The following is a 25550-nucleotide window of genomic DNA, read 5'->3' as shown; positions in this document are numbered from 1 at the left end:
GTTTTGTGTGCTTGTTTACAATCGAGTGGGAGTGACGGGCACTGGCTGGCAATGTCTAGCAACGGCAGGCATTTCGGCTGAGGGTAAAAGAACTTTCCGCTAAGCGATAGACTGTATGTAAACACAGTATTGCAAGGACGCGGAACATGCCTCATGTGGCGGCCAGGACGGCCAGCCGGGATCGGGATACTGGTCGTTACCAGAGCCACCGACCCGAGCAAACCCTTCTCTATCAGATCGTTGACGAGTATTACCCGGCATTCGCTGCGCTTATGGCAGAGCAGGGAAAGGAATTGCCGGGCTATGTGCAACGGGAATTTGAAGAATTTCTCCAATGCGGGCGGCTGGAGCATGGCTTTCTACGGGTTCGCTGCGAGTCTTGCCACGCCGAGCACCTGGTCGCTTTCAGCTGTAAGCGTCGCGGTTTCTGCCCGAGCTGTGGGGCGCGGCGGATGGCCGAAAGTGCCGCCTTGCTGGTTGATGAAGTACTGCCTGAACAACCCATGCGTCAGTGGGTGTTGAGCTTCCCGTTTCAGCTGCGTTTCCTGTTTGCCAGCCGGCCCGAGATCATGGGGTGGGTGCTGGGCATCGTTTACCGCGTCATTGCCACGCACCTGGTCAAGAAAGCGGGCCATACCCACCAAGTGGCCAAGACGGGCGCGGTCACCCTGATCCAGCGTTTTGGATCGGCGCTCAATCTGAATGTTCACTTCCACATGCTGTTTCTCGACGGTGTGTATGTCGAGCAATCCCACGGCTCAGCGCGTTTCCGCTGGGTCAAGGCGCCGACCAGCCCAGAGCTCACCCAGCTGACGCACACCATCGCCCACCGGGTGGGTCGCTATCTGGAACGGCAAGGCCTGCTGGAACGGGATGTCGAAAACAGCTATCTGGCCTCGGATGCGGTGGATGACGACCCGATGACACCCCTGCTGGGGCACTCGATCACTTACCGTATCGCTGTCGGTTCACAGGCGGGGCGAAAGGTGTTCACTTTGCAAACTCTGCCGACCAGTGGTGATCCGTTCGGTGACGGGATTGGCAAGGTAGCCGGGTCCAGCCTGCACGCCGGCGTGGCGGCCAGGGCCGATGAACGCAAGAAGCTCGAACGGCTGTGCCGGTACATCAGCCGCCCGGCGGTATCCGAGAAGCGGCTGTCGTTAACACGAGGCGGCAACGTGCGCTACCAGCTCAAGACGCCGTACCGGGACGGCACCACGCACGTCATTTTCGAACCATTGGATTTCATTGCAAGGCTGGCCGCCCTGGTACCGAAGCCCAGAGTCAACCTAACCCGCTTCCACGGGGTGTTCGCACCCAACAGTCGGCACCGGGCGTTGGTCACGCCGGCAAAACGGGGCAGGGGCAACAAGGTCAGGGTGGCTGATGAACCGGCAACACCAGCACAACGGCGAGCGTCGATGACATGGGCGCAACGGCTCAAGCGTGTTTTCAATATCGACATCGAGACCTGCAGCGGCTGCGGCGGCGCCATGAAAGTCATCGCCTGCATTGAAGACCCTATAGTGATCAAGCAGATCCTTGATCACCTGAAGCACAAAGCCGAAACCAGCGGGACCAGGGCGTTACCCGAAAGCCGGGCGCCACCGGCTGAGCTGCTCCTGGGTCTGTTTGACTGACGAGCCTGAAGGCCAACGATACCAATCAAAATGCTGCGTTCACAGCGCCGCGGCAGGGATCCGCCGTGCTGGTTGTCGGAAAAGGAGCCGCTAGTGGGAAAGAGGAGGGTAAATTTTCAGCGTTGCTGGCTCCCCGTCAGCCGGATTGGGTTGCATCGCAGGGGTGTCGAAAGAGTCAACTGCGGTCCAAAGCTGTTGGACTTGGGTGAAAAGGGCGTTTATTCTTCCTATACGTTGTCGGCAGCGGGCCAAAAAGGAACACGTCCATGCCCATCGAGGTGAAACCGGCTGTGAGCGCGGGTTCAAGCATATAGCCCGACAGGCGCGTATCCTTGCCGATCACGACACGATGGCGGTGGTCACCGCGACGAAAGACACGGCCAGCCGCCATGCCGACGCGCAAGGCGGTTTCCGCCGTCATCGCGCCTTCGTTGGCTTTGCCACGAATACCGTCTGTGCCGAAATATTTGCGCACCATAAGGTCGATTATCCTGTCGTCGGGTCGCCCTCAAAGGGGACATGCCTGCTGAACCGCGAATATAGAGAAATATCCCGAATGTGCAGTTAACGAATTCTTGCGGTTTCTTTCAGCGCCGCCAATACCGCCAGCCCGTCGCGCAAGGGGCGCGGCTCGTGTGTGCGGATGAAGTCAGCTCCACCTGCGGCGGCGGCAAGCTCTGCAGCGAGTGTCGCGGCCCCGACATCCCCCGGACCACGGCCTGTGAGCGCGCGCAGAAAGGATTTGCGCGAAACAGACAGAAGCACCGGCAAATCGAAGCGCAGCCGCAATTCATCGAACCGCGCCAGCACCGAGAGCGAGGTTTCGGGAGCAGCCCCCAGAAAAAACCCCATGCCGGGATCAAGGACAAGGCGGTTGCGTTTGATACCGGCACCCGTCAGCGCCGCGATGCGCGCGTCAAAGAACGCCGCAATGTGATCCATGATGTCGCCAGCGGGTGCCTCGCGCCGATCTGCCTGCCCGTCTTGCACCGAATGCATAACGACGAGTTTGGCAGATGATTTCGCCAATTGCGGATAGAACGCAGCGTCTGGAAAACCGCGAATATCATTGAGATAGGCCACACCACGCGACAAGGCATAGGCTTGCGTCGCGGGTTGATAACTGTCGAGCGAGACGGGAATGCCATCTGCCTTGAGCGCGTCCAGCACCGGCGCGATACGCGCGATTTCTGTGTCGGACGAAACAGGCGCGGCGTCGGGATTGCTGGATGCCGGACCGAGGTCGATCACATCTGCCCCCTCGGCCATCAGCTTACGCGCCTGCGCAATGGCTGCGTCTGGCGCCAGATACCGGCCTCCATCGGAGAAACTGTCCGAGGTTATGTTGACGATGCCGAAAATGATGAGCGATTTATTCATGGGGGCTTCTATAATAATAATAATCGAGCATGAGTCTCATACGGATGCTCGGGTCGAAAGGGAATCCCCAGGCGAGTAACCTGTTTGCGGTGATCCATTAGCTGCAGGAGCAGAAGAGCATACATCTGGAAGCAAAGCCAGGAAAGCGGCCTATGGAGCTGTGCGGCAGCGCTCAGTAGGCAATTTTTCAAAATATTGTTAAGCCTTTTCTGAGCATGGTATTTTTCATGGTATTACCAATTAGCAGGAAAATAAGCCATTGAATATAAAAGATAAAAATGTCTTGTTTACAATAGAGTGGGAGTGACTCGCAGGGCGCTTCATGCCCCGTGAATCGAAAGGATTGCGTTGTGACATGTAAGTCGGGGCGCAGTCGGCGCGTGTCGATGGCACACTCTCGCGAGTGGCTCCCGGAGTGGCGATGGACGAACTCTGTGTCGTAACCGATTCATGCCGGCAGTTCCTGCTCGCGGGCAGACCGGCCGATGCCCGTCGCCTGGCCGGGCGCGCGCTCACTTCCCATCCGGGATCCGCCCGGCTGCGTCATCTGTATGCGACGGCCTGTCTGAGCATGAGCGACTGGGGTGAGGCCGAGACAGCACTGCGCGTTGTTCTCGCCCAGGATGGCGGTAAAGCGCAGGCCTGGGATCACCTCGGCGTGGCGCTGCATCACCAGCGCCGTCACGGCCAGGCGCGAGACGCGTTTGAGCGCAGTCTGACGCTCGCCGCCGGTGTCGCGACGACGTGGTCCAACGCCGCGTCCAACGCCTTCGACGGCGGCCTGTATGCCGAGGCCTTGCGTTGCGCCGAGCGTGCGCTCGAACTCGACGATGGTCTGGCTCCCGCGTGGCTCGCCAAGGGCAATGCCTTGCTCGCGCTGGCGCGCCCGCGCGAGGCCGCGCTCTGCCTGGAGCGTGCCGTGGCCCTGCCCGGTGCCGGCCCGGCCGAGCGCAGCAGTCTGGCCATGGCGTGGTCGGAGTGCGGACGCGGCGACGAAGCCGTCGAAATGCTCCAGGACCTGCTCGTCACTCATCCCGAACAGGCCGACGCACGGTTCAATCTCGCGCTCGTCCATTACCGCGCCGGGCGCGTGCGTGCGGCGCTGGACCTGTACCGCGCGGCCGTCGGCCAGGACCCGGACAACGCCGCGGCGTGGAGCGCGTGGCTGTTCGCGCTGACGCATTGCGACGACTGTGCGCCGGAAGAAGTGTTCGCCGCGCACCGACGCTTCGGCCAGCATTTCGCGCGCATATCCGCGCGCTCGCGACGCCATGAGCATCTGTCGCGCGATCCGCAGCGGCGCCTGCGCATCGGCTTCGTCTCCGGGGATCTGCGCGAGCATCCGGTGGCGCGTTTCATCGCGCCGGTATGGCGATTGCTGCGCGCGGCAGGCTTCGATATCGTCGCCTATCACACCGCACCATTCGAGGATGGTGTCTCGGGCGAGTTGCGCGCACTGACCGATGGGTGGGAGTCGGTGCACGCCCTGGACGACGGCGCACTGGCGCACCTCGTCGAGGCCGATGCGATCGACATTCTCTTCGACCTGTCGGGCCACACCGCATACAACCGCCTGCCGGTGTTCGCGCGGCGACCCGCGCCGGTGCAGATCTCGTGGATGGGCTATCCGGCGACGACCGGGCTGGATGCGATCGACTACCGCCTGGTCAATGCACATGCACTTCCGCCAGACGAGGGCGACGCCTGGTTTACCGAACGGCTGATCCGGCTGCGTCTGGCCAATGCCTTCGAGCCGCCGGCGGACTTGCCGGCGGTCACGCCGCTGCCGGCGCGCAGAAATGGTGCGGTGAGCTTCGGCAGCTTCGCCCGTGCAGGCAAGGTCACGCCGGCGACGATCGCGCTGTGGAGCGCCGTGCTGCGGGCGCTGCCGGAATCGCGCATGATCGTCGGCGGTATGGACGAGGCCGGTGTGCGCGATCGCATCGCCGCGCTCTTCGAGGGCGAAGGCGTGCCTGCGACGCGCATCGAATTGCGCCCGCGCCTGTCTCGCGACGATTACCTGCGGGCGCATGCCGATGTCGACGTGCTGCTCGACACCACGCCGTATTCGGGCGGCACTTCGGTGAGCTACGGACTGTGGATGGGCGTGCCGACCATCGCCTTCGCGCCGCCAGGCGCGCCGCTGCATCAGCGCCACGGCGCCGGCATGCTGGCCGAAGCCGGCCTGCCCGAATGGATTGCGGGTGGGCGCGAGGCCTTCGTCGAGTGTGCCGTGCGCGCCAGCGCCGATCTGCCCGCGCTGGAGGCGTTGCGCCACGGCTTGCGCGCGCGAATGCTGGCCTTGCGTACGCGCCAGTCGCGCGACGACGAGCTGCCCGTCATCCTGCGCCGCATGTGGCGTGCCTGGTGTGCCGGCGACGTGTTCGAGGCGCCGCGATGAGCTTCGTCGGCTACGCTTCAGAGGCCTACGCACGCTCACTGGCTTTCGCCGGCGAGCCCCTGCATCTGCCCGCCTGTGGCGGCTGGGTGCTGCGCCGCGCCATCCCCGGCACGCCGTACTTCGATGCGATGGGGCCGTATCCGCTCTTTGCCTGCCGGGACTGGAGCCGTCTCGGCGAGGACCTCGCAGCGCTCAAGCGCAGCGGCCTGGTCTCGCTCACGCTGGTGGCCGATCCGTTCGCGCCACTGACGGCGGCCGGCGTGACCGGGTGCTTCGATCTGGCGCGACCGTTCAAACGTCATTTCGTCGCGCGGCTGGGGGGCGATGTGGAACAGATTGCGACACCACACCACCTGCGCAACGCACGTCGCGGCTTGCGGCGGGTCGAGGTCGAACAGGTGGCCAAGCCGTTGAGCCGCCTCGATGACTGGGTCGAGCTGTATCAGGAGCTTTTGCTGCGCAAGGGTACCGACGACCTGCGCGTGTTCGGTCGCGAATCGTTTCGCCAGCAGCTCGCGATGGACGACCTCGTCATGTTCGGGGCCAGCGCTGACGGATGCAGTGTCGGATTCCAGCTGTTCATGCGGCAGGCGGATGATGCCTACTTTCATCTCGCGGCCTATTCGCGCGAAGGCTATCGCTGTGACGCTGCGCATGCGCTGAGCCGTTCGGCGATCGAACACTTCTTGTCGCGGGTGAGCCGCATCGACTGGGGTGGCGGCGTTGGTGCGCCGGACGCCGCAGACGACGGTCTCGCCGCCTTCAAGGCCGGCTGGTCGAACGACTCGGTCGACTCCTGGCTGCTGGGCGCGATCCTCGACGCGGGACGGTACGCACAGCTTTCTCGTGCCGTGCCCGCGACGCAGTACTTCCCCGCGTACCGACACGGGGAGTTCGGACAAGGCGCTCGGTGAGGTCTATCGCATGTGGATGCTGCCGATGCCGAACAGGCCCATTACGCCGACCAGGATCAGGTAGAGCGCCACGATGAAGTTGAGCAGGCGGGGCATCACCAGGATCAGGATGCCGGCGATCAGGGCGACGAGCGGCGCCAGCGCAATGTTCACGTTCATGAGTGCTCTCCGTAAGGTCGAGCGTTGATTCTGGTGGCATGCGACCCCGCGGTCAATTCGGCTTGTTTTCTGCGTGTTTCGGTGCGTACGGGTAAGATCGGCCGGTCATTTTTTGGAACAGCCGGGTAGTTCATGTCCGATACCGAGCGAAAGTCCTTCGCCGCGAGCGATTCCCCGCATCATCCCGTGTGGATGGAATCGCTCTACGAGCGTCTCGCCGAGGATGACGAGGGTCGCGTGTGCAAGGCCATCAGCGACGAGGCCTGTCGCGAATCGCCGGGCAACTTCGTGCGCACGCTGGTGGCCAACGCATTGTCGAACGTGTCGGACCGCATCGCCAGCGCCAAGACCACGCTGCCGTGGATTCTCGGTGCGCTCGGCGCGCCGGCCTGGTGTCTGAGCCTGCTGGTGCCGATCCGCGAGTCGGGCTCGATGCTGCCGCAGATGTTCATTGGCGCGGCGGTGCGCGCACGCGCCGTGCGCAAGGGCGTGTGGGTGGCCGGCGGGACGGTGCAGGCGGCCTGTCTGGCGGCGATGGCGGTCGTCGCGCTGAGCCTCGAAGGGCTCGCGGCCGGGCTGGCCATTCTCGCGCTGCTGACGCTGTTCAGCCTCGCGCGCGGCGCCTGTTCGGTGGCCTACAAGGACGTGCTTGGCAAGACCATCCCCAAGACGCGGCGTGGCCGGCTGTCGGGCTGGATCTCCTCCTTCGCCGGCTTCGCGACCATGGCCACCGGCGGTGTGCTGACGCTGTTGCCCGATTCCGGAGGTCTGGGGCTGTACGCCGGCCTGCTGCTGGTCGCGGCCGGGCTGTGGCTGGCCGCTGCCGGAGCGTATTCGCGCATCGTCGAATATCCCGGTGCGACCGAAGGCGGTGCCAACGGCTTCACCGAGGCCATGGCCAGGCTCTCGTTGCTGCGCGACGACGCGCTGTTTCGGCGTTTCGTCGTGGCGCGTGCACTGGCCATGGGCTCGGGGCTGGCCGCGCCGTTCTATGTCGCGCTGGCGCGTGATGAACTGGGCAGCGCGGCGCTGCTGCTGGGCATCTTCATCGCCGTCGAGGGCCTGGCGGCGCTGGTCAGCTCGCCCATCTGGGGACGCTGGTCGGATCGCTCCAGCCGTCTGGTGTTTTCGGCCGCATGCGCGCTGGCCGGCGTGCTGTCGATCGTGGTCGCGGCGTGGTCATGGGCGGATCTGCCGATGGCGGCCGCGCAGTGGTTCTATCCGCTGGCCTTCTTCGGGCTGGGCGTGGCACATGCCGGCGTGCGACTGGGTCGCAAGACCTATCTGGTCGACATGGCCGAGGGCAATCTGCGCACCGACTACGTGGCGGTGAGCAACAGCGTGATCGGCCTGCTGCTGCTCGCCACCGGCGTGGTCGGCGCGATCGCCGCGACCTTCTCGGTCGAGGCCACGGTCGCGCTGCTGGGTCTGGCGGGGCTGATCGGCGCGGTCATCGGGCGGAATCTGCGCGAAGTGTCCGAGGGCTGATCAGGCCGGGGTGCCGCGCTCGACCGGCAGGCCGGCGGCCTGCCATTCGGCCACGCCGTCGCGGATCTTGCGCACGCGGTAGCCGTGTGCGGCAAGCATGGCCACGGCTTCGTCGGAGAGCAGGCAGAAGGGTCCGCGGCAATAGGCCACGATGTCGCGCTCGCGAGGCAGTTCATGCACGCGGCGTTTCAGTTCCGCCAGCGGCATCGAGCGCGCGAAGGGCAGATGGGCGGCCTGGTATTCGCTCTGCGGGCGCACGTCGATCACCACTACGTCACCGCGCCGTGCGCGCTCGAGCAGTTCGGAGCGGCCGAAGTGCTGCAGCGTGTCGGGTGCGGCCATCATCTGGCCGAGTGCCATGCGCAGTTCGACCAGATGCTCGCCTGCGACCTCGCGCAGTTTCACCGTCAGGCCGGCCACATCCTCGCCGCTGAGCCGGTAGAAAACGTGCTTGCCGTCGCGACGCGCCAGCACCAGGCGCGCGTCGCGCAAGGCCTTCAGGTGTGCGCTGGCGAGCTTCATCGTGATGCCCAGTTCCAGCGCCAGCGAGTCCACGCTCTTCTCGCCCTGAGCGAGCATTTCGAGCATCTCCAGGCGCCTGGGGCTGGACACCGCCTTGCCGATGCGCGCGACCTGTTCGTACAGCAGATCCTTGGTCGTGCGTGCAGTCATTTGGCGTCTCCCACGGCGCTGGCCGCGCGCGGCGTGACCGGCCCCCCCAGCCACAGTGCCGCCAGCGCGACCAGCAGGATCAGCGGCAGCATGGCCAGATTCAGCGTGGCCCATCCGACCAGATGCAGCAGCTTGCCGGCGAGCAGCGCGCCGAGCGTGACCAGCGCGAAGATCAGCAGGTCGTTGATGCCCTGCACCTTGCCGCGTTCGGCCTCGGAGTGGGCGGTGGTGAGCAGGGCGCTGCCGCCGATGAAGAGAAAGTTCCAGCCGATGCCGAGCAGCACCAGCGCGCTCCAGAACAGCATCAGCGTGTCGCCCTGCGCGGCGGTGAGCGCCGATGCGCCGAGCAGCGCGCAGCCGGCGAGCAGAATGCGGGCATGGCCGAAGCGTGCGATCAGGCCACCGGTGAAGAACGAGGGTGCAAACATGCCCAGCACGTGCCACTGCATGACGAGAGCCACGTCACCGAGTTCGAAGCCGACGCCGCGCATGGCCAGCGGGGTGGCGGTCATCACCACGATCATGATCGCGTAGCCGCTGGCCGCGGCCAGCGCTGCGACGATGAAGCGGCGGCTGCGCGCGATCTCTGCCATTGGTCGCTGCGGGTCGCCGACGCGCGGTTCGCCCGAGGTGGGCACACGCAGGAAGGCGAGCAGGCCGACGGACAGCAGTGCCAGCAGCGCGATCACCAGATACGGACCACTGGATGGCGCGGCCGCGATCCAGTCCGAGGCGGCGTTGGCGTTCCACGGGCCGAGGAAGGCCGCGACCACGCCGCCGGCCATGACGAACGACATGGCGCGCGGTCGCCAGGCCGGGCTGGCGACGTCGGCCGCAGCGAAGCGGTAGTACATCGCGAAGCCCTGGTACAGGCCGAGCAACAGGTTGCCCAGACAGAACAGCCAGAACGATCCCAGCACCACCGCGCCAAAGGCCAGCAGTCCGCCGCCGATGCCGCCGATGCCCGCGCCGGTGATGAAACCCGCGCGACGCCCGACGCGCTTCATGTAGAGCGAGGCCGGCAGCGTGGAAATCACCGTGCCGAGCATCATCATCGCGATCGGCAGCGTCGCCAGGCCCGGGTCCGGCCCGAGCGCGCGTCCGACCAGTCCGCTGAGCGTCATCACGGTGATCGAGGCCACCATGAACAGCGTCTGGCCGATCACCAGGATGGCCACGTTGAGTCTTTCGGTCGCGATCGGGGTCATAGGGGCAAGTCCGGGCTTGGATTGATCGGATAATACTCCAAGAAATGTTAGATGGTTGCCCGGTCAAGCGCGGTTTTAGGGTTTTGCGCACACTGGAACTTCATTGATGACGCATTCTTCCTCGCCAAAAAAAGTGCTCTCTGCTGCGGTACTGAAGGGCGCAGCGAAGAATGGAGTATTTGCTTGCGTGATTACTCCAACGAATACTAGAGTGTGGTCGTTAATGCCGATGCCAGCCGGTGGTCGGGGCCTCGGGAGAATGGCCGGGTGAATCTGGAACAACTGATTATCGACAACGAGCCGGCGATCCGGCTGGGCTTCTTCCTCGGCGTGTTCGTGCTCGTCGCGCTGTGGGAAGTGCTGGCGCCACGTCGCGCGTTGACCCTCGGACGCGCCATGCGCTGGGCGTCGAACATTGGGCTGGTCGCGCTCAACACGCTGGTCGTGCGCGTGTTGTTCCCGGCCGCGGCGGTGGGCGTGGCGGCGTTTTGCGCCGCCAATGGCTGGGGCCTGCTCAACCACTACGCAGTGTCGCCATGGCTGGCCGTGCCGCTGGCGGTGATTGCGATGGACTTCGTGATCTGGCTGCAGCACGTCATGGTCCATGCCATACCGGCCTTGTGGCGCTTGCATCGCGTGCATCACGCCGACCTCGACTACGACCTGACCACCGGCGCGCGCTTTCACCCGCTGGAGATCGTGCTGTCGATGCTGATCAAGTTCGCGACCATCGTCGTGCTGGGTGCGCCAGTGGTCGCGGTGGTGATCTTCGAGGTCGTGCTCAACGCAACCTCGATGTTCAATCACGGCAACATCCGCCTGCCCGCGCGCGTCGACCGCATGTTGCGCCTGTTCGTCGTGACGCCCGACATGCACCGTGTGCATCACTCGGTGCATGAGGACGAGACCAACTCCAACTTCGGCTTCAACCTGCCCTGGTGGGATCGGCTCTTCGGTACCTACCGCGCGCAACCGCGCGATGGACACGAGGGCATGACCATCGGCCTGTCCGACCTGCGCGACCCGCGTCAGTCCGATCGCTTGCCGGGCATGCTGATGATTCCGTTCCGCGGCCAGATCGACGGTTACACCATCAACCGGCGCAGCTTCGCCGCGCCCGACGACAAGGAAAACCCATGAATCAAGTGCAACGACCGGTCAGCCGGCTGGCGGTCATCGGGCTGGTGCTCGCGTTCGGCGCGGCGGCTGCGCTGTTGGCCGGCGGATTGGGGCATCGCGCCGGCTGGTGGCACTTCACGTCGGGCCTGAAACTCGCGGAGTGGGGCGTGTATGGCGCGCTGGTGGCACTGGCGGTGTCGCTGCTCGCAGCGGTGCTCACCTGGCCTGATGCGGCGCGCAAGCGCGGCTTTCCGCTGGCGCTGGTCGGCGTGCTGGCGACGCTGCCGGTGATCGCCACGGCAGGCTACTGGGTGCATGCGGCGCGCACCTACCCGGTCATCAACGACATCAGTACCGATCTCGACGACCCTCCGGTGTTCAGGGACATGCCCAACCCCACCGACCACCCCGGCGAGTCCTTCGCCGCCAAACAGCGCGAGGCCTATCCCGACATTGTGCCGCTGATGCTCGCCGCACCGGCGCAGCAGGTCTTCGAGCACGCACGCGCGCTGGTCGATGAGCGCGGCTGGAGCGTGGTGGCCGCGGACGAGGTCGATCTGCGCATCGAGGCCACCGACAAGAGCCGGCTGTTCGGTTTCGTGGACGAAGTCGTGCTGCGCATCGCCGCAACACCCGACGGCACGCGCGTGGACATGCGCTCACGCTCGCGCCTGGGGCGCAGCGACCTGGGCGTCAATGCCGCGCGCATCCGTGCCTTTCTGGACGACCTCGCCGCCCGCAACCGAGATCGCTGAGCGCCTGCAGGCCCGACGCCAACGCCTTGCGGGCACTCCGCAAACGCAGCTTCAGCGCACGATCACCGTCGTGCCGCCACGGCGATAGGGGTCTCGGTAGCGATCGTCGTAGGGGTCGATGTGGCGGTCGGGTTCGCGCATGCCGCAGGCGGCGTACATCGCCACGCGCTTTTGTTCGACGTCGGCACGCTTGATCGAGTTGGCGCTGATCTCGTATGAGCGCATGGCCTGCTTGCAGGCGTAGGAACTGGCCTGATCGGCGCGCAGGTCCGATTCGCTGCGGCCGTAGTCGGGGCCGTCGTAGGGCGCCGCCGCGCGTTGTTCCTCGAGGCGGCGGATGTCCTCGCGCAATTGCTCGATCTCGCGGCGTAGCGCAGCCTCGCGCGCGCCCTCGGCGAGTTCGGCGTTGGGGCCGGGGTCGACCACCTGTGCGCCGTCTTCGCAGGGTTGCTGGGTGTACAGCGTGCCACCCTTGCCGTCGTCACAGCGGAAGATCTGTGCCTGCGCGCTCGTGGCAAGCGCCAGAGCGAGCGCGAGAGTGAGGATGAAGCGGTTCATGCGGGCCTCCGTGCGATCACTCCATCATAGTCCGGTGGAGCAGGGACACGTTCCTGTGACCGCGAAAGACGGGCGTACTATCCCGGAAATCGCTACCGGAGGCCCATCGATGCGAAGACTGCTCTTTCCCGCGTTCATGGCGCTCGCGCTGGCGGCCCTGCTGGCGTGGCTGTGGGTACCGCAGACGGTCGAGCAGCGCGTGCTGGCGGTACAGGTCGAGCGCCTGATGCCGGCGCAGGCCGGCGAACTGCTCGACGAGGCGCTCGAAGTGCAGGCGGTGTTCGTCGATTATGCCGGTGCCGAAGACGCGGTGCTCGCGACCAAGGCCTGGCTGGCGCTGCGCCGTTATCCCGACATGGCGCGCACCATCCTGCCGCTATATGGCGATGATCCGCTGTTTCGCGACATCCTGCGTCGCCATGGCGAGGCGGTGCTGCCGCCGATTCGCTACTTCATGGATCACGACATCGGGACGCTGACCCTGCGCAAGCGCACCTCGGACGCGATCGACGCGCTGCGCTGGCGCTGGAACGGTGAGGCGATTCCGGCGCCGCCTCCGACCGACCTGACGCCCGTCGAACGGGGGCGTTATGCGATCGATTTCATCGCCACCGACGGTCATGGCTTTCTCGGCCAGTTCGAGGTTGCCGAGGATGGCCTTGTGAGCTGGATCCAGACCGAGCGCGCGCTCGAAGGGCTGGCCAGCTTCTTCGCAGGCGGTATCCGCGGGCTGGAGACGCGCGTGCGCAGCGACGAGGCGGTGCGCCTGGCCGACCTGGGCTGGGCGGCGGTGGATGTGGCGATCGGCATCAGCGCGCTCAAGGTGCTGCGCCTGGGGCGCGGTGCGGGCGGCGCGGCGCGCGTCGGCTTTGCCGAGCGCAACGCCGCGCTCGGTGCCGGCCTGCTGCGCGGCAGCGCGATCGGGCTGCGCGTGGCCAAATTCGGCGCGCCGCTCGCGCTGGGCTACATCGCGCTGCGTCATCCGTCGGTGCTCAACGCCGCCTTCGCCCGTGTGGCCGAGACGTTCGGCTGGCCGGTGTGGGCCGCGCAGTTCGGCGGCTGGGCGCTGGTGCTGTTTCCATTGTTGTGGCTCGCGCAGTTCCTGTTGCGGCCGCTGGCCTTGGTGCTGGGAGCGGTGGCGGCGCTGGCGCGCGCGATCGACCGCCGTCTGCGCGGACGCTCGCGCGCGGCTTTCGCGTGAGACGAAAATTCAGTCTTGCGTCAGTGCACCGCGGCGATCGGCGCGCTCTATACTGGACGAGCATTGATCACGGATCGGTGCCCTTCAGGAGCAACAGCCATGAGCAAGGAACGCAGCAGCAGTCGGGAAGACAAGAAGAAGCCGCTCAAGAACGCCAAGGAAAAGCGCAAGGACAAACAGGAAAAGAAGCGTGCCGGGGATGCACCGCCGGCACTCATGAAGAAATGAGCCGGGCCGCATTGCTTCGGTCCGTGCAGCGCGGTCGCCGGGACGCCGGCGGCCGCGTTTTCGTTTGCGGTGGCTGAAGTTCGCGCGTGCGGGAACTTGGCGATACGCGTACGGCTTCTATACTGGGTCGTGTGCTGCCCGAGGAGGTGACGTGGAACTCGATCCGCTGCTGCTGTCCCGCATCCAGTTTGCCTTCGTGGTGTCCTTTCACGCCATCTTTCCGGTGTTCACGATCGGGCTGGCGACCTACGTCGCGGTTCTCGAGACCATCGCATTCCGCACGCGCTCGCCCGAATGGGCGCGACTGTCGCAGTTCTGGATCAAGATCTTCGCGGTGGTGTTCGGCATGGGGGTGGTGTCCGGGCTGGTGATGGCCTTCCAGTTCGGCACCAACTGGAGCGAGTTCTCCTACCGCACGGCCAATTTCATCGGCCCGACGCTCTCCTACGAGGTCGTCACGGCCTTCTTCCTGGAGGCGTCCTTCCTCGGTGTGCTGCTTTTCGGACGTGGCCGCGTGCCGCCAGGACTGCACCTGTTCGCCGCGATCATGGTGGCGGTCGGCACCTTCATCTCGTCGTTCTGGATTCTCGCGACCAATTCGTGGATGCACACGCCGGCCGGCTACGAGATGCGTGATGGCATCGTGCATGTGGTCGACTGGTCGGCAGCGTTGTTCAATCCGTCCTTCCCGTATCGCTTCACGCACATGGCGCTGGCCTCGTTCCTGACCGGTGGCTTCGTCGTTGCCGGCGTATCGGCCTACTACGTGCTGCGCCGCCATGCGGTGGGGCCAAGCATGAAGGCGCTGCGCATGTGTCTGGTGATGCTGGTGTGCATCGCGCCGCTGCAGGCCTTCGTCGGTGACCTGCACGGGCTCAATACGCTCGCGCACCAGCCTTCCAAGGTCGCTGCGATGGAAGGCGCCTGGGAGACGCAGCGGGGCCTGCCGCTGCTGCTCTTCGCGTGGCCCGACCAGGATGCCGCCACCAACCATGCAGAGATCGCCATCCCGAAGCTCGCCAGCCTGATCCTCACGCACGAGTGGGACGGCGAGGTACGCGGCCTGGAGGAATGGTCGCCGGAGGAGCGTCCCAATGTGTTCATCGTGTTCTGGGCCTTCCGCGTGATGATCGCCATCGGCCTGGCGATGATCGCGGTCGCCGCCTGGGGCGTGGTGCTGATGTGGCGCGGGCGGCTGGCTGACAGCCCGGCCTATCTGCAGGTGCTGCGACTGATGACGCCGATGCCCTTCATCGCGGTGCTGGCCGGCTGGATCGTCACCGAGGTCGGGCGCCAGCCGTGGATGCTGTGGCAGGAGATCAGCGTCGCCGATGGCCTCACCCCCAGCCTCACCGGCGGCATGGCGCTGTTCTCGCTGATCGGCTACATGGCGATCTACGCGGTGGTGTTCTCGGCCGGCGTGTATTACCTGACCCGCGTGGTGCGCAAGGGAATGTCGGATGAGCCCGAGGGAATCGACGAGATCTACATGCGGCCCAAGCGCCCGCTGTCGGTCGCTGATGTCGAACTCGACGTCGGTGACGAGCCGCCGGCCGACGCGCAGACTCCGGCCACAGGAGGTGCTCGATGATCGATCTCGTCTATGTCTGGATCGTGCTGATCGGCTTCGGTGTGCTGATGTACGTGCTCGCCGACGGCTTCGACCTCGGGGTGGGGATTCTCTTTCCGTTTGCGCGCGACGACGCCGAGCGCGATGTGATGATGAACTCGGTCGCGCCGGTGTGGGACGGCAACGAGACCTGGCTGGTGCTCGGCGGCGCAGGCCTGCTGGCGGCCTTTCCGCTGGTCTACACGGTGTTCCTGCCGGCGCTCTACATCGGCGTGTTCCTGATGCTCGGCGGGCTGATCTTTCGCGGCATCGCCTTCGAGTTCCGCTTCAAGGCGCCGTCGGGGCGGCGCCGCTTCTGGAACGCGGCCTTCTTCCTTGGTTCGCTGGTCGCCGCCTTCGCCCAGGGCGCGGTGGTCGGCACCTTCATCGAGGGCTTCGAGACCGTGGATGGGCGTTACGTCGGTGGTGCGATGGACTGGCTCACGCCCTTCACCGTGATGACCGGCTTCGCGCTGGTGTTCGGCTACGCACTGATCGGTGCATGCTGGCTGGTGCTCAAGACGGAAGGGCCGTTGCAGGCGCGCGTGCGCGAGTTCGCGCTGCGCCTGCTCAAGGCGGTCATGTTGTTCTTCTTGATCATCAGCGTATGGACGCCGCTGGTCGACGACTATGTGCGCGGTCGCTGGTTCGACTTCGTGACCTGGCTGTGGATCTTCCCGGTGCTCACCGCGGCGGTCGCGTTCGCGTTGTGGCGCTTCCTCAAGCTCGGCCACGACGCCACGCCGTTCATCGCCACCATCGTGCTGTTCATGCTGTTCTACGGCGGCCTGCTGCTGTCCAAGTGGCCTTACGTCGTGCCGCCCAGCTACACCTTCCACGATGCCGCTTCCGCGCCGGAGAGCCAGCTCTTCCTGCTCGTCGGCGTGCTCTTCGTGATTCCGTTCGTGCTGATGTACACCGCCTGGACCTACTACGTGTTCCGCGGCAAGGTGCGTGCCGGCGACGGATATCACTGAGCGCGCGCGGCTGGCGCAGCTGCTGGGGCCGGCGGGCCGCGGGCAGCAGGCCGGACGCGCGGCATCCGTCGCCGTGGGTCTGGCGGTCGTCGCGCAGGCCGCGGCCATCGCGCTGGCAATCGACGCGACGGTATTCCGCGGCGAATTTCCCGCCGGGTGGATATGGCTGCTGGCGATTGGCGCCGTGATGCTGCGATTCGCGTGTGCGGTAGTGCGCGAGACGGTCGCCTTGTGTGCTGCGCGCGCCGTGCGCGATGACGTGCGCGAGCGCCTGCGCCGGCGCATGGATGCCCTGGGACCGCATGCGCTGGCGCGCGAGGGCGGGGCGGCGTGGGCCGCGCGCTATCACAACGATGTGGACGCCTTGTCGGCGTGGCCGGCGCGCTATGCCCCCGCGCGTGACGCGGCCTGCATCGTGCCACCGCTGGTACTGTTCGCCGCCGCAAGCCAGGACGTTTTTGCGGCGTTTCTGCTCGCCGCCTCGGCCCCGCTGATCCTCGCCTTCATGGTGCTCACCGGTTTGCGCAGCGCGCGCGTGCACGCCCGCCAGCAGCACGAGCAAGGTCGCATGGAGGCGCATTTTCTCGACCGTCTGCGCGCGCTCGACCTGATCCGGCGCAGCGGTGCGCTCCAACGCAGCGCGCGCGAGGTGTTTGCGGCGGCAGATCGTTACCGGCAGATGTCGATGCGCGTGCTGCGCGTGGCCTTTCTGTCCTCGGCGGTGATGGAGCTGTTCTCTGCCATCGCGATCGGACTGGTCGCCATCCACGTCGGCTTCGCGCTGCTCGGCGGCGGCGACACGCCGGGCATCACGCCCTTTGCCGGCCTGTTCGTATTGCTGCTCGCGCCCGAGTTCTTCGCGCCGTTGCGCGCCTTCGCGCAGGGCTGGCACGACCGTGCCGGCGCGCTGTCGGCGGCGCGCGCGCTCGCCACGGCGATCGACGGTATGCGCGTCGCACCGGCTGCGGCACCGCCTGCGCCGCGCGGCGATGCACTGCTTGTCGCGGACGCACTGAGCGTCTCGCCTGCCGCAGACGCGCCGTCCGTCGTCGAGGCGGTCGCGCTGCGCGTGAGTTCGGGCGAGATCGTCGTGCTGACCGGCGCCAGCGGTGCCGGCAAGTCGACGCTGCTGGCCGTCTGCGCCGGCTTCATCGCGCCACGCGCAGGCCGGCTCGAGCGCGTGGCCGACATTGCCTGGCTGGCCCAGGCAGGGCATCTGTTCCACGGCACGCTGCGTGACAACCTGCGGCTGGCGGCACCGGATGCGGACGACGCGCGGCTTGGCGAGGCGCTCGCAGCGGCCGGCCTTGCGGTGGATGATTCGGCGCTGCCCGACGGGCTGGACACCGCAATCGGAGAAGGCCGGCGCGGTCTGTCCGGCGGGCAGGCGCAGCGCGTTGCGCTGGCCCGTGCGTGGCTGTCGGGCGCGCGCCTTTGGCTGCTCGACGAGCCCACGCGCGGACTCGACGATGAAACCGCCGAGGCCTTGTGGTCCAGCCTCATGACGATGGCGCGCGAGCGTGGCGCCGGCTTGCTGGTCGCCACCCACGATGTACGGGCCATCGCACGCGCCGGCCGCGTGCTGCATCTGGCGAACGCGCGTCTCGAGGAGGTCGTCGATGCGCCGGTCTGATCCGCTGCACGTTCTGCTGGTCGGTGGTCGTCGCTGGCTGGCCGCGACTGCCGCGCTGCTCGCGCTGACCTGGGTGGCGGGCGTCGCGCTGCTGGCCCTGTCGGGCTGGTTCGTCACCGCCAGTGCACTGGCCGGGCTGGGTGCGCTGGCCGGCCTGAACATCTTCACCCCGGCCGCGGGGATCCGCGCGGCGGCGTTGCTGCGCACGGTAGCGCGCTACGGTGAGCGTGTGGTCGGCCACGAGGCGGTGCTGCGCCGCCTGGCCGAACTGCGCTGCGATGCCTTCGAACGCATCGCCTCGCTGCCCCCGGTCGCGCAGCGCCGGCTGCGAAGCGGCGACTGGCAGACGCGGCTGGTGGCCGATATCGACACGCTCGACGCCGTGCCGCTGCGCGTGATTGCACCGACGCTTGCAGCGCTGGCCTCGACCGGATTCGCGGCCGCGCTGGCCGGCTGGCTGGCGGGCTGGACGGCCGCGACGCTGGTGATCGGGGTCGCCGTCGCGGTGCTCTGCGCCGCAATGTTCGCCGGGCGTGCCGGCCGTCGCTGCGGTGAGGCGCTGGTGGCGGGGCGTGCGCGCGAGCGCATCGCGCTGCTCGATCACGTCGACGGCATGGCCGAACTGGCCGTGTATGGCCGGCTCGATGCGAGTCGCGCGACACTCGCCGAACTCGCGCGTACGCATTCGCGCCGCCTCGACGGCCAGAGCGCCGTGGCGGCGCTTGCCGAGCACGCGGTGCAGGCACTCGTCGGGCTGGGGACGCTGGCGATGCTCGCGCTCGCGCTGTCCGCGCATGTCGACGGCAGCATCTCCGGGCCGGTCGCGGTATTGCTGGCGCTGATGGTGCTGGGACTGGGCGAGGCGCTGGCGAGCCTGCCGGGGGCGGGCTGGCGGCTGGGCGAGAGCCTGGCTGCGGCCGCGCGGCTGGACTTCGGCGGCGCTGTGCTCGCGGACGATGTGCAGCCGCGCGGCGATGCGGGGGCGGCGATCACGGCGCGCGCGCTCGTGGTCGGATTCGATGCGCGGCGCCCGTTGTGGCACGGACTCGATCTCGACCTGGAGCCCGGGGTGCCCTTGCTCGTGTGCGGGCCCAGCGGCAGTGGCAAGTCCGCGCTGCTCGCCACGCTGGCCGGCGAGCTCGACCCGCTGGCAGGCCAGGTCCGTATCGGCGATCGGGCCCTGGCCGAATGTGGCGCTTCGGACGTGGCGCTGCTGGCGCAGGACACGGTACTGCTCGACGCCAGCGTGTTCGCCAACCTGCGGCTCGCTCGACCCGACGTGGACGCGCACGAGGCCTCGCGGCTGCTGCTCGCGGTCGGACTGGACGAGTTCGCCGACGGCGGCACACGCGGCCTGCGCACCCGCGTAGGCGAGGGCGCCGCGAACCTGTCCGGCGGTCAGGCGCGGCGCGTGCTGCTGGCCTGGCTGCTGCTGCGCGATCCCGCGCTGGCCCTGCTCGACGAGCCGTTTTCCGGACTGGACGAGGCCGCGCGCGAGCGCGCGATGAGCGCACTCGAGCCGTGGCTCGTGCGCCGCTGCGCGGTCATCGCCACGCACGAGCCGGAATGCTTTCCGGCGCACTGGCCGCGTATCGAACGTCGCTGAGCGCGACGATTCTTCAGCCGCCGATGCGCGCGGCCAGCCCGATCGGCGCGTCGCGGAACAGCGCCGGGTCCATTGTGCGCACTTCGTGCATGCACGGACGAAAGCCCATCTGCGCGAGTACGTCCCGCTCCACGTCGATGCCGGGCGCGACCTCGGCCAGTTCGAGGCCGTCGGCCCCGAGACGGAAGACCGCGCGTTCGGTCACGTAGAGCACGCGACGCCCGCTTGCGATGGCCTGTGCCGCGCTGAACGTGATCTGGCCCACGTGCTCGATGAACTTGCGCGCGCGACCTTCATGCACGATGGCGAGCCGTCCCTCGCCGATCTCCACTTCGAGTCCGCCCGCCGTGAAGGTACCGGCGAATACTACCGTGCGCGCGCTCTGACTGATGTTGATGAAGCCGCCCGCGCCGGCCAGGCGGTCGCCGAAGCGGCTCACATTGACGTTGCCGACCGCATCCGCCTCGGCCATGCCGAGCACCGCCAGATCCAGTCCGCCGCCGTCGTAGAAGTCGAACTGCTGGTTCTGCGCGACGATGGCGTCGGTATTGACCGCCGCGCCGAAGTCCAGCCCGCCCGCCGGACGCCCGCCGATTACGCCGGGTTCGGCGGTGAGCGTGACGCGATCGAGCACGCCTTCCTCGTCGGCCACCGTGGCCACGCCCTCCGGCATGCCGATGCCCAGATTCACGACGCCGCCGGAGGGAAGCTCCAGCGCACAGCGACGCGCGATGACCTTGCGTATGTCGAGCGGCAGCGGGGCCTCGCCCGCGTCCATGCGTGCCGCGCCGGCGAAGTAGGGCGAATAGCCGGTGGCGAAGGTCTGGTGGTGGTTCTCGGGCCGCGCCACGACGACGACATCGACCAGGGCCGCCGGTACCACCACGTCGCGTGAGTTCAGCGTGCCGGCCTCGACCACACGCTCGACCTGCGCGATGACGCGGCCGCCGCAATTGCGCGCAGCGCTCGCCATCGCCAGGCTGTCGAGCGTGAGCGCCTCGCGTTCCATCGTCAGGTTGCCGCGGGTGTCGGCCGTGGTCGCGCGGATCAGCGCGACGTGGATCGGGAAGCGTTTGTAGAACAGGAATTCCTCGCCGGCCAGTTCGATCAGCGCCACCACGTCGTCGGTGCTGCGTGCGTTGATGCGCCCGCCCTCGATGCGCGGATCGACAAAGGTACCCAGCCCGATGCGCGTCACCGCGCCCGGCCGCCCGGCCGCGATGTCGCGATACAGGTGCGAGATCACGCCCTGAGGCAGGTTCCACGCCTCGATCCGCCCGTCCAGCGCGAGCCGCCCGAGTTTCGGCACAAGCCCCCAGTGCCCGCCGATCGCGCGCCGCACCAGGCCCGCATGCCCCAGCCGGTTGAGCCCGCGCTCGCGCCCGTCCCCCTGACCGGCCGCGAACATCAGCCCCAGATCGCGCGGCTCGCCTGTGTCGAGAAAGCGTTGCTCCAGTGCGATCAGCAACTCCTCCGGTACGCCGATGCCGACGAAACCCGAGGTGCACACCGTGTCACCGCTGCGGATCAGCGCCACCGCGTCGGCTGCCGACATCTGCTTGCCCACCATATGCGCCCCGTTCAGACACTCTTGCCGACTATACCGCGCGCCCCGCGCCCAAGCCCGGCCCCAAGCCGACGCGTCATTCGTCGAAGGCAGAAATCACGAACATGATTGACACGCAGCAGTCATCCGGATATAGTTTCGTTCTCCAGACGCGGGGTGGAGCAGTCTGGCAGCTCGTCGGGCTCATAACCCGAAGGTCGCAGGTTCAAATCCTGCCCCCGCAACCAGACACAAAACTTGAAAGCCAATCACTTGACGGTGGTTGGCTTTTTTGTTTCCCGAGCCTGAATGGGCACGAGCCGGCTTCTGTGCCCATTTCGTGCCCACGCCGTGCCCATTGCGAGTGGCGAGTCGGCCGCAAGATCATGGGAATGGACCTTCGGTTCATTTCCCGTGTGTGCCCATCCTGGATTGTCCGCTCAGCCATCAGACGTGCGTGGTCGCGCGGGTGTTACCCCGTTCAAAAAAAACCGCTCTGAGGGGTTATTCTTGGTAACACGCATTTTTTGATCGAAAGAGCTCTTTTCGCGCGTCGATCCTGGTCTGATGATCGGAGTTCTGCGTGTGTCGGTCCCAAGGATTGAAAAAATCAGGACGTACAGATGTTTGCCCGTCAGATCTATGCGTGATGTCGTATGCCCGTTTTGCGATCTGCCGGACTCGCGAGTCGTCCTCGCGAACGATCTGGCGTTTGTCCTCCGCGACGCATATCCGGTGTCGCCGGGCCACACGCTGGTGATTCCGCGACGGCATGTAGCCTCTTATGCGGACGTGAAGCCGGCAGAGCGCGAGGCGATGTTCGCGCTGCTCGATTTGGCACGGCATGAACTCGCAGCGACCTTCGCTGTGGACGGCTTCAACATCGGCATCAACGACGGTCGGGCAGCCGGACAGACGGTGATGCACGTCCACATGCATCTGATACCGCGCTTCGTGGGGGATGTCGCGGACCCGCGCGGGGGCGTGCGATGGGTGATTCCCGCCAAGGCCAGGTACTGGGATTGAGCGATGACCTTGTCTGACTATCGTGAGCGGTTGGCGCGGTTGAACGTCAATGTCCGGCACGGGCGTGCGAGCCCGCACAAGGTCTGCATGCTGCTCGCCGTTCTGGATCTGGCGCGAAGCGGGGCGTTGACCGGGAATCGGATCGATTTTGCGCCACCTCTGCTCGAACGCTATGCGCTGTACTTCGATGCGGTCAGGCGCGAGGGCGACCATCCGAATCCGCATTTCCCCTTCTTTCACCTGGCGGGCAGGCTGCGCGGGGGTGCCGACGGCTTTTGGCACCTGCACCCGAGGGCAGGGCGGGAAGCCATCGTCGCGAACATGAGCACGGCACGCTCGGTTCGGCAGGTGACGGACAACATCGACTACGCGAGCCTCGACCCCGAACTGTTCGCGCTGCTGCAGGATCCGGTCGCGATCGATGTCCTGAGCGAGGCGTTGTCGCAAACGTGGTTCGATCGGGGCTTGCAGGATCTGGCCTCGGTTGTCAGCCGCGGTGGCGAGATCAGCCGTTACGAGCGTGAGCTACGTCGTCTGGATCGAGATGGCCGTATGGCATCCGAGGTGCTGCCAGGCTATGTGCGCAATCCGGCCTTCAGGCGTGTGGTCACGGAGAGCTACGATTTCCGTTGTGCGGCAACGGGACTGCGGCTCGTTCTGCTCGACGGCTCGGCGCTGGTGGAGGCGGCCCATATTCATCCGTTCAGCGAAGCCGGGGACGACGACCCGCGCAACGGTCTGGCATTGACGCCTGACATGCATTGGGCGTTCGATCGGAACCTGATCACGCCGGATGCCGAATACCGTTGGCGGGTCAGCAAAGTGCTGGACTCGCGCGTACCCGATCACCGCACACTGGCTGAACTCGATGGCAAGCCGTTGTTTCTCCCGCGTGAGGCACGTCTCTATCCGAAGCGGGACGCCATCGAGTGGCGCCTGGCGAGGTTGGCGAGTTGATTCACCCCGGCCCGGGTCGGTGATGATGGATTCGTCGCCGTTCACCAAGGCTAGCCGCAACGCGCTGAAGACGCATTTGCGGGTCCTGACCGCGTGACCGACTGCCGCAGTACAGCGATGGACGCTGCGACGGATAGGCCTTGAGGCGAAGGCGGTTCGCCCGTCGTGACGCTCCTGGTCAGGTGGTGGTTGCGAGCGTCAGATGCCCGACTGGCTCGGCTGCAGGCCGCACCTTGATTTCGATGTCGTAGCCAAGACGGTTCAAACAGTCCATCAGCTTGCGCTCGGACAGATTCGTAAAGTCACCTCGCATCATGCCCGATACCTTCGGTTGCGGGATGCCCATGCGCTTGGCCGCCGCTTGTTGTGTCAGCCCCAGAGCGCGTATCGCCTTCCTGATCTCGACCACCAGCCCGGTCTTGACTTTCAGTTTCTCGGCATCGGGCAGCTTCAGGTCGGCGAACACGTTGCCCGAGCTGTGTTGAACCTCGATGCCGTCAACGATTCGTCTTTGCATTTCGTAGCTCCTGTGCCAACGACTCGGCCACCTTCAGCCGAGTACGAATGATGTCCATGTCCGCTTTGGGCGTGGCGATCCCGCTCTTGCTCTTCTTCTGAAAGCAGTGCAGCACGAACACTGATTCCGCAAACTTTACCGTGTAGACCGCCCGGTAGGTGCCGCCGACATTGTCTTCGACGACTTCCAGCACGCCTGCACCGCCGAAGCCCTTGAGCGCCTTCGCAGCGTCGTCCTGGTCGCCCATCTGAGCCAGTGACAGTGCGTAACCGAAACGTCGACGCACGTCAGGGGGCAGCGCCAACAGATCCTTGTAGCTGCTTCCGATCCATTGGAGCGGTTTTTCCTTTTCGGGCATGCCGGAAGTTTATACCTGTTCAGGTAATCCGCGGAAGCGTAACGGCACGAGGTGCGCTCGGCGATATCCGTGGTCGGGTCACCCATCAGCAACGGCGTGATTGGCGATTGGCAGTGGCACCTGCCGTAACGGGCGTGGAGGGCTGGCAGGTGAGTCCGCAGGCACTACCGCGAAGCCGGGCACGACGAACCGCGCAACGGACTGGCATTGACGTCTGGCATGCACTGGGCGTTCGATCGAACGTTGATCACACCGGACGCGATGCAGTTCGCCGAACGCGCATTGCAGTGTGCGTTATCGTCTTATCGCTCCGGTTCTCTCGAACGACTCGCGCATCCGCGCTGACTCTTCGCGCGCCTGCGTCAGCAGTTGATTCCAATCGTCCGGCGGACGCCCGCTCGCGAGCATCTTGCTGAAAACCCGGTAGGCGTCGTCGTTGCTTTCAAAGGCCCGCTTGGTGTCTTCGTCGTTCACCCAGGCATATACGATCACTTTGCTCGAGGCGTGATAGCGGAAGAAGAGCCGATACTGCTGGAAGAACTTGGCCCGGAACCAATGTTTGTGATCGTCACCCAGCGTGCCGCCCTGGCGGTACTCGCGACGAGTCGGATCCTGCGGGATGACATCGAATGCGAGCCGGGTGATGGCTGCCAGTCTCTTGCTGGCGTTTTTCCTGACGTAACCGACCGGGTCTTTGCGTGCGAGCACCTCGACCTGTCGCGCCAGCGCATCGACCTGTTCAAGGAAGAGCGGATGAGCGAAGACGGTCCATCCATGAATGACCAAGGGTTCGGGTTCTGTGGCGCTCATTCATCGTCCGCTGAAAGAACTGCATCCAGATCGACATCGATATCGCCAACCAGGGACTGGAGTCGATCGACCAGAGCGGAATCCAGGGATTGCAACCGCTCTGGATGGCGCGTGATGTCGGCCGCCAGAAACCCGAGGAACTGGCCGAGCACTGGATCGTCATCCCCGGGCGCTACTGCACGCGTCAAGACGACCTCTCCGTTCGGGCGAATGGCGTAGTGAATCCTGTCGCGCTTGCCCAGTTTGAGGGCGCGGCGAACGGTTTCGGGTACCGTCGTCTGGTAGCGATCGGTGAGGGTAGATTCGACTTCGAGGGGTGCGGTCATGACAGCTTCCTGCAGATCTGAGGTGATGCGCAGATGGTAATGCGAATGCATTGTTATGGCAATGCGGATGCATTGTCATGCGCGTTGCCGTGCGCACCGCGAGCGCACGCGGTCACGCCGCTGTCAGAAATCCGACCTTGTCGATCGAGGCGACCGGACACCGGGCAGCAGGGCTTGGCGAGCTCCACAACGGCAGGGTACGAACACATCGTCCCGGACAGACGTCAGAGCAGGGGGAGCATCCGCCGCCCCGGAGTGATGAGCGTGACCTGGGCAGTGCTGTCCAGCACCGCGAAGAACGGTCCGAAATCGGGTGACCGAAGGTCAGCGGTGACGATTCCTGTTAGAGTCTCTCGCAGACGCTGGTGCAACTTTTTTGCGAACTCGGTGTGACAGACGATGCTTGTTGAGAAATGCCGTCTTTCCGATGTGTCACACAGTGGGCTTCCGAAAATGGCGGAA

At 65.9% G+C, this 25550-nt stretch carries 25 protein-coding genes, 1 tRNA gene and 1 pseudogene; 16 read left to right on the top strand and 11 right to left on the bottom strand.

What is annotated here, in order from left to right; all coding sequences use genetic code 11:
- Positions 1 to 146 precede the first annotated feature (146 nt).
- Positions 147 to 1640 (top strand): IS91-like element ISCR2 family transposase, encoded by a 1494-nt coding sequence (locus C0099_RS10070; RefSeq protein WP_001120888.1) that lies wholly within the window; start codon positions 147 to 149, stop codon positions 1638 to 1640.
- Between the two features lie 175 nt (positions 1641 to 1815).
- Here C0099_RS10070 and C0099_RS10060 read toward each other — a convergent pair whose 3' ends face one another.
- Both C0099_RS10060 and sul2 read right to left on the bottom strand, forming a co-directional pair.
- Entirely contained in the window at positions 1816 to 2118 is a 303-nt protein-coding gene (locus C0099_RS10060) for a phosphoglucosamine mutase (RefSeq protein WP_000251875.1), read from the bottom strand.
- A gap of 86 nt (positions 2119 to 2204) precedes the next feature.
- Positions 2205 to 3020: a sulfonamide-resistant dihydropteroate synthase Sul2 gene (sul2, locus tag C0099_RS10055; protein WP_001043260.1), complete on the bottom strand. Its 816-nt coding sequence runs from the start codon at positions 3018 to 3020 to the stop codon at positions 2205 to 2207.
- A 421-nt stretch (positions 3021 to 3441) separates the two neighbouring features.
- Between sul2 and C0099_RS10040 the strand changes: the two genes are divergently transcribed.
- Both C0099_RS10040 and C0099_RS10035 read left to right on the top strand, forming a co-directional pair.
- Positions 3442 to 5421 (top strand): O-linked N-acetylglucosamine transferase, SPINDLY family protein, encoded by a 1980-nt coding sequence (locus C0099_RS10040; protein ID WP_102247304.1) that lies wholly within the window; start codon positions 3442 to 3444, stop codon positions 5419 to 5421.
- The gene (locus tag C0099_RS10035; protein WP_164084903.1) at positions 5418 to 6335 is read left to right on the top strand and encodes a GNAT family N-acetyltransferase; all 918 of its coding nucleotides are present in this window, start codon (positions 5418 to 5420) and stop codon (positions 6333 to 6335) included. The genes C0099_RS10040 and C0099_RS10035 overlap by 4 nt, the downstream gene beginning before the upstream one ends.
- Positions 6336 to 6338: 3 nt before the next feature.
- On the opposite strand, the gene C0099_RS10030 is transcribed toward C0099_RS10035, so the two are convergent.
- Complete coding sequence (locus C0099_RS10030; RefSeq protein ID WP_102247302.1) at positions 6339 to 6494, bottom strand: DUF3096 domain-containing protein; 156 nt, start codon at positions 6492 to 6494, stop codon at positions 6339 to 6341.
- A 132-nt stretch (positions 6495 to 6626) separates the two neighbouring features.
- Here C0099_RS10030 and C0099_RS10025 point away from each other — a divergent pair, with 132 nt between their 5' ends.
- On the top strand, positions 6627 to 7982 hold the full coding sequence (locus tag C0099_RS10025) for an MFS transporter (protein WP_199797594.1): 1356 nt from the start codon (positions 6627 to 6629) through the stop codon (positions 7980 to 7982).
- Here C0099_RS10025 and C0099_RS10020 read toward each other — a convergent pair whose 3' ends face one another.
- Together C0099_RS10020 and C0099_RS10015 are read right to left on the bottom strand one after the other, a co-directional pair.
- A complete protein-coding gene (locus C0099_RS10020; RefSeq protein ID WP_102247301.1) occupies positions 7983 to 8654 on the bottom strand; it encodes an ArsR/SmtB family transcription factor in 672 nt (223 codons plus the stop codon).
- Positions 8651 to 9862 carry an MFS transporter gene (locus C0099_RS10015; RefSeq protein WP_102247300.1) on the bottom strand — a complete coding sequence of 404 codons (1212 nt, stop codon included), beginning with the start codon at positions 9860 to 9862 and terminating at the stop codon, positions 8651 to 8653. The genes C0099_RS10020 and C0099_RS10015 overlap by 4 nt, the downstream gene beginning before the upstream one ends.
- A 267-nt stretch (positions 9863 to 10129) precedes the next feature.
- Here C0099_RS10015 and C0099_RS10010 point away from each other — a divergent pair, with 267 nt between their 5' ends.
- Both C0099_RS10010 and C0099_RS10005 read left to right on the top strand, forming a co-directional pair.
- Complete coding sequence (locus tag C0099_RS10010; protein WP_102247299.1) at positions 10130 to 11002, top strand: sterol desaturase family protein; 873 nt, start codon at positions 10130 to 10132, stop codon at positions 11000 to 11002.
- The gene (locus tag C0099_RS10005; RefSeq protein WP_102247298.1) at positions 10999 to 11736 is read left to right on the top strand and encodes a DUF1499 domain-containing protein; all 738 of its coding nucleotides are present in this window, start codon (positions 10999 to 11001) and stop codon (positions 11734 to 11736) included. Before C0099_RS10010 ends, C0099_RS10005 begins: the two co-directional genes overlap by 4 nt.
- A gap of 51 nt (positions 11737 to 11787) precedes the next feature.
- Here the strand turns inward: C0099_RS10005 and C0099_RS10000 are convergent, their stop codons facing one another.
- Positions 11788 to 12294 carry a DUF4124 domain-containing protein gene (locus tag C0099_RS10000; RefSeq protein WP_102247297.1) on the bottom strand — a complete coding sequence of 169 codons (507 nt, stop codon included), beginning with the start codon at positions 12292 to 12294 and terminating at the stop codon, positions 11788 to 11790.
- 109 nt (positions 12295 to 12403) lie between these two features.
- Here C0099_RS10000 and C0099_RS09995 point away from each other — a divergent pair, with 109 nt between their 5' ends.
- The 6 genes from C0099_RS09995 (at position 12404) to C0099_RS16275 (ending at position 19548) form a co-directional block, all read left to right on the top strand.
- Entirely contained in the window at positions 12404 to 13495 is a 1092-nt protein-coding gene (locus tag C0099_RS09995; RefSeq protein WP_102247296.1) for a hypothetical protein, read from the top strand.
- A 99-nt stretch (positions 13496 to 13594) separates the two neighbouring features.
- Positions 13595 to 13723 (top strand): hypothetical protein, encoded by a 129-nt coding sequence (locus C0099_RS16280; RefSeq protein WP_265734820.1) that lies wholly within the window; start codon positions 13595 to 13597, stop codon positions 13721 to 13723.
- 151 nt (positions 13724 to 13874) lie between these two features.
- Positions 13875 to 15314 carry a cytochrome ubiquinol oxidase subunit I gene (locus C0099_RS09990; RefSeq protein ID WP_102247295.1) on the top strand — a complete coding sequence of 480 codons (1440 nt, stop codon included), beginning with the start codon at positions 13875 to 13877 and terminating at the stop codon, positions 15312 to 15314.
- Positions 15311 to 16309, top strand: coding sequence for a cytochrome d ubiquinol oxidase subunit II (gene cydB, locus C0099_RS09985; RefSeq protein ID WP_102247294.1), 999 nt, complete (start codon positions 15311 to 15313; stop codon positions 16307 to 16309). Before C0099_RS09990 ends, cydB begins: the two co-directional genes overlap by 4 nt.
- Positions 16287 to 17942, top strand: coding sequence for an ABC transporter ATP-binding protein/permease (locus tag C0099_RS16115; RefSeq protein ID WP_102247293.1), 1656 nt, complete (start codon positions 16287 to 16289; stop codon positions 17940 to 17942). Before cydB ends, C0099_RS16115 begins: the two co-directional genes overlap by 23 nt.
- On the top strand, positions 17929 to 19548 hold the full coding sequence (locus tag C0099_RS16275) for an amino acid ABC transporter ATP-binding/permease protein (RefSeq protein WP_164084902.1): 1620 nt from the start codon (positions 17929 to 17931) through the stop codon (positions 19546 to 19548). The genes C0099_RS16115 and C0099_RS16275 overlap by 14 nt, the downstream gene beginning before the upstream one ends.
- A gap of 13 nt (positions 19549 to 19561) precedes the next feature.
- On the opposite strand, the gene C0099_RS09970 is transcribed toward C0099_RS16275, so the two are convergent.
- On the bottom strand, positions 19562 to 21103 hold the full coding sequence (locus tag C0099_RS09970; protein WP_228151565.1) for an acyl CoA:acetate/3-ketoacid CoA transferase: 1542 nt from the start codon (positions 21101 to 21103) through the stop codon (positions 19562 to 19564).
- Between the two features lie 162 nt (positions 21104 to 21265).
- Between C0099_RS09970 and C0099_RS09965 the strand changes: the two genes are divergently transcribed.
- From C0099_RS09965 to C0099_RS09955, 3 genes are all read left to right on the top strand, one after another.
- Positions 21266 to 21342 (top strand) — tRNA-Met (locus C0099_RS09965).
- Positions 21343 to 21736: 394 nt separating this feature from the next.
- The gene (locus C0099_RS09960; RefSeq protein WP_102247290.1) at positions 21737 to 22120 is read left to right on the top strand and encodes an HIT family protein; all 384 of its coding nucleotides are present in this window, start codon (positions 21737 to 21739) and stop codon (positions 22118 to 22120) included.
- 3 nt (positions 22121 to 22123) lie between these two features.
- On the top strand, positions 22124 to 23077 hold the full coding sequence (locus tag C0099_RS09955) for an HNH endonuclease (protein ID WP_102247289.1): 954 nt from the start codon (positions 22124 to 22126) through the stop codon (positions 23075 to 23077).
- A gap of 178 nt (positions 23078 to 23255) precedes the next feature.
- Here the strand turns inward: C0099_RS09955 and C0099_RS09950 are convergent, their stop codons facing one another.
- Both C0099_RS09950 and C0099_RS09945 read right to left on the bottom strand, forming a co-directional pair.
- Positions 23256 to 23594 carry a helix-turn-helix domain-containing protein gene (locus C0099_RS09950; protein WP_102247288.1) on the bottom strand — a complete coding sequence of 113 codons (339 nt, stop codon included), beginning with the start codon at positions 23592 to 23594 and terminating at the stop codon, positions 23256 to 23258.
- On the bottom strand, positions 23575 to 23952 hold the full coding sequence (locus C0099_RS09945; RefSeq protein WP_102247287.1) for a type II toxin-antitoxin system RelE/ParE family toxin: 378 nt from the start codon (positions 23950 to 23952) through the stop codon (positions 23575 to 23577). Before C0099_RS09945 ends, C0099_RS09950 begins: the two co-directional genes overlap by 20 nt.
- Before the next feature lie 186 nt (positions 23953 to 24138).
- Here C0099_RS09945 and C0099_RS16330 point away from each other — a divergent pair.
- Positions 24139 to 24297, top strand: a pseudogene (locus tag C0099_RS16330) (hypothetical protein); the annotation flags it as partial.
- On the opposite strand, the gene C0099_RS09940 reads toward C0099_RS16330, so the two are convergent.
- Both C0099_RS09940 and C0099_RS09935 read right to left on the bottom strand, forming a co-directional pair.
- On the bottom strand, positions 24247 to 24762 hold the full coding sequence (locus tag C0099_RS09940) for a type II toxin-antitoxin system YhaV family toxin (protein ID WP_102247286.1): 516 nt from the start codon (positions 24760 to 24762) through the stop codon (positions 24247 to 24249). The pseudogene C0099_RS16330 and the gene C0099_RS09940 sit on opposite strands and share 51 nt — an antisense overlap.
- Complete coding sequence (locus C0099_RS09935; RefSeq protein WP_102247285.1) at positions 24759 to 25088, bottom strand: type II toxin-antitoxin system PrlF family antitoxin; 330 nt, start codon at positions 25086 to 25088, stop codon at positions 24759 to 24761. The genes C0099_RS09940 and C0099_RS09935 overlap by 4 nt, the downstream gene beginning before the upstream one ends.
- Positions 25089 to 25550 lie beyond the last annotated feature (462 nt).

This window comes from Pseudazoarcus pumilus (assembly GCF_002872475.1).
Classification (GTDB): domain Bacteria; phylum Pseudomonadota; class Gammaproteobacteria; order Burkholderiales; family Rhodocyclaceae; genus Pseudazoarcus; species Pseudazoarcus pumilus.
Note: the sequence above shows the minus strand (reverse complement) of the source record. Positions and strands in the feature narration are given on the sequence as shown.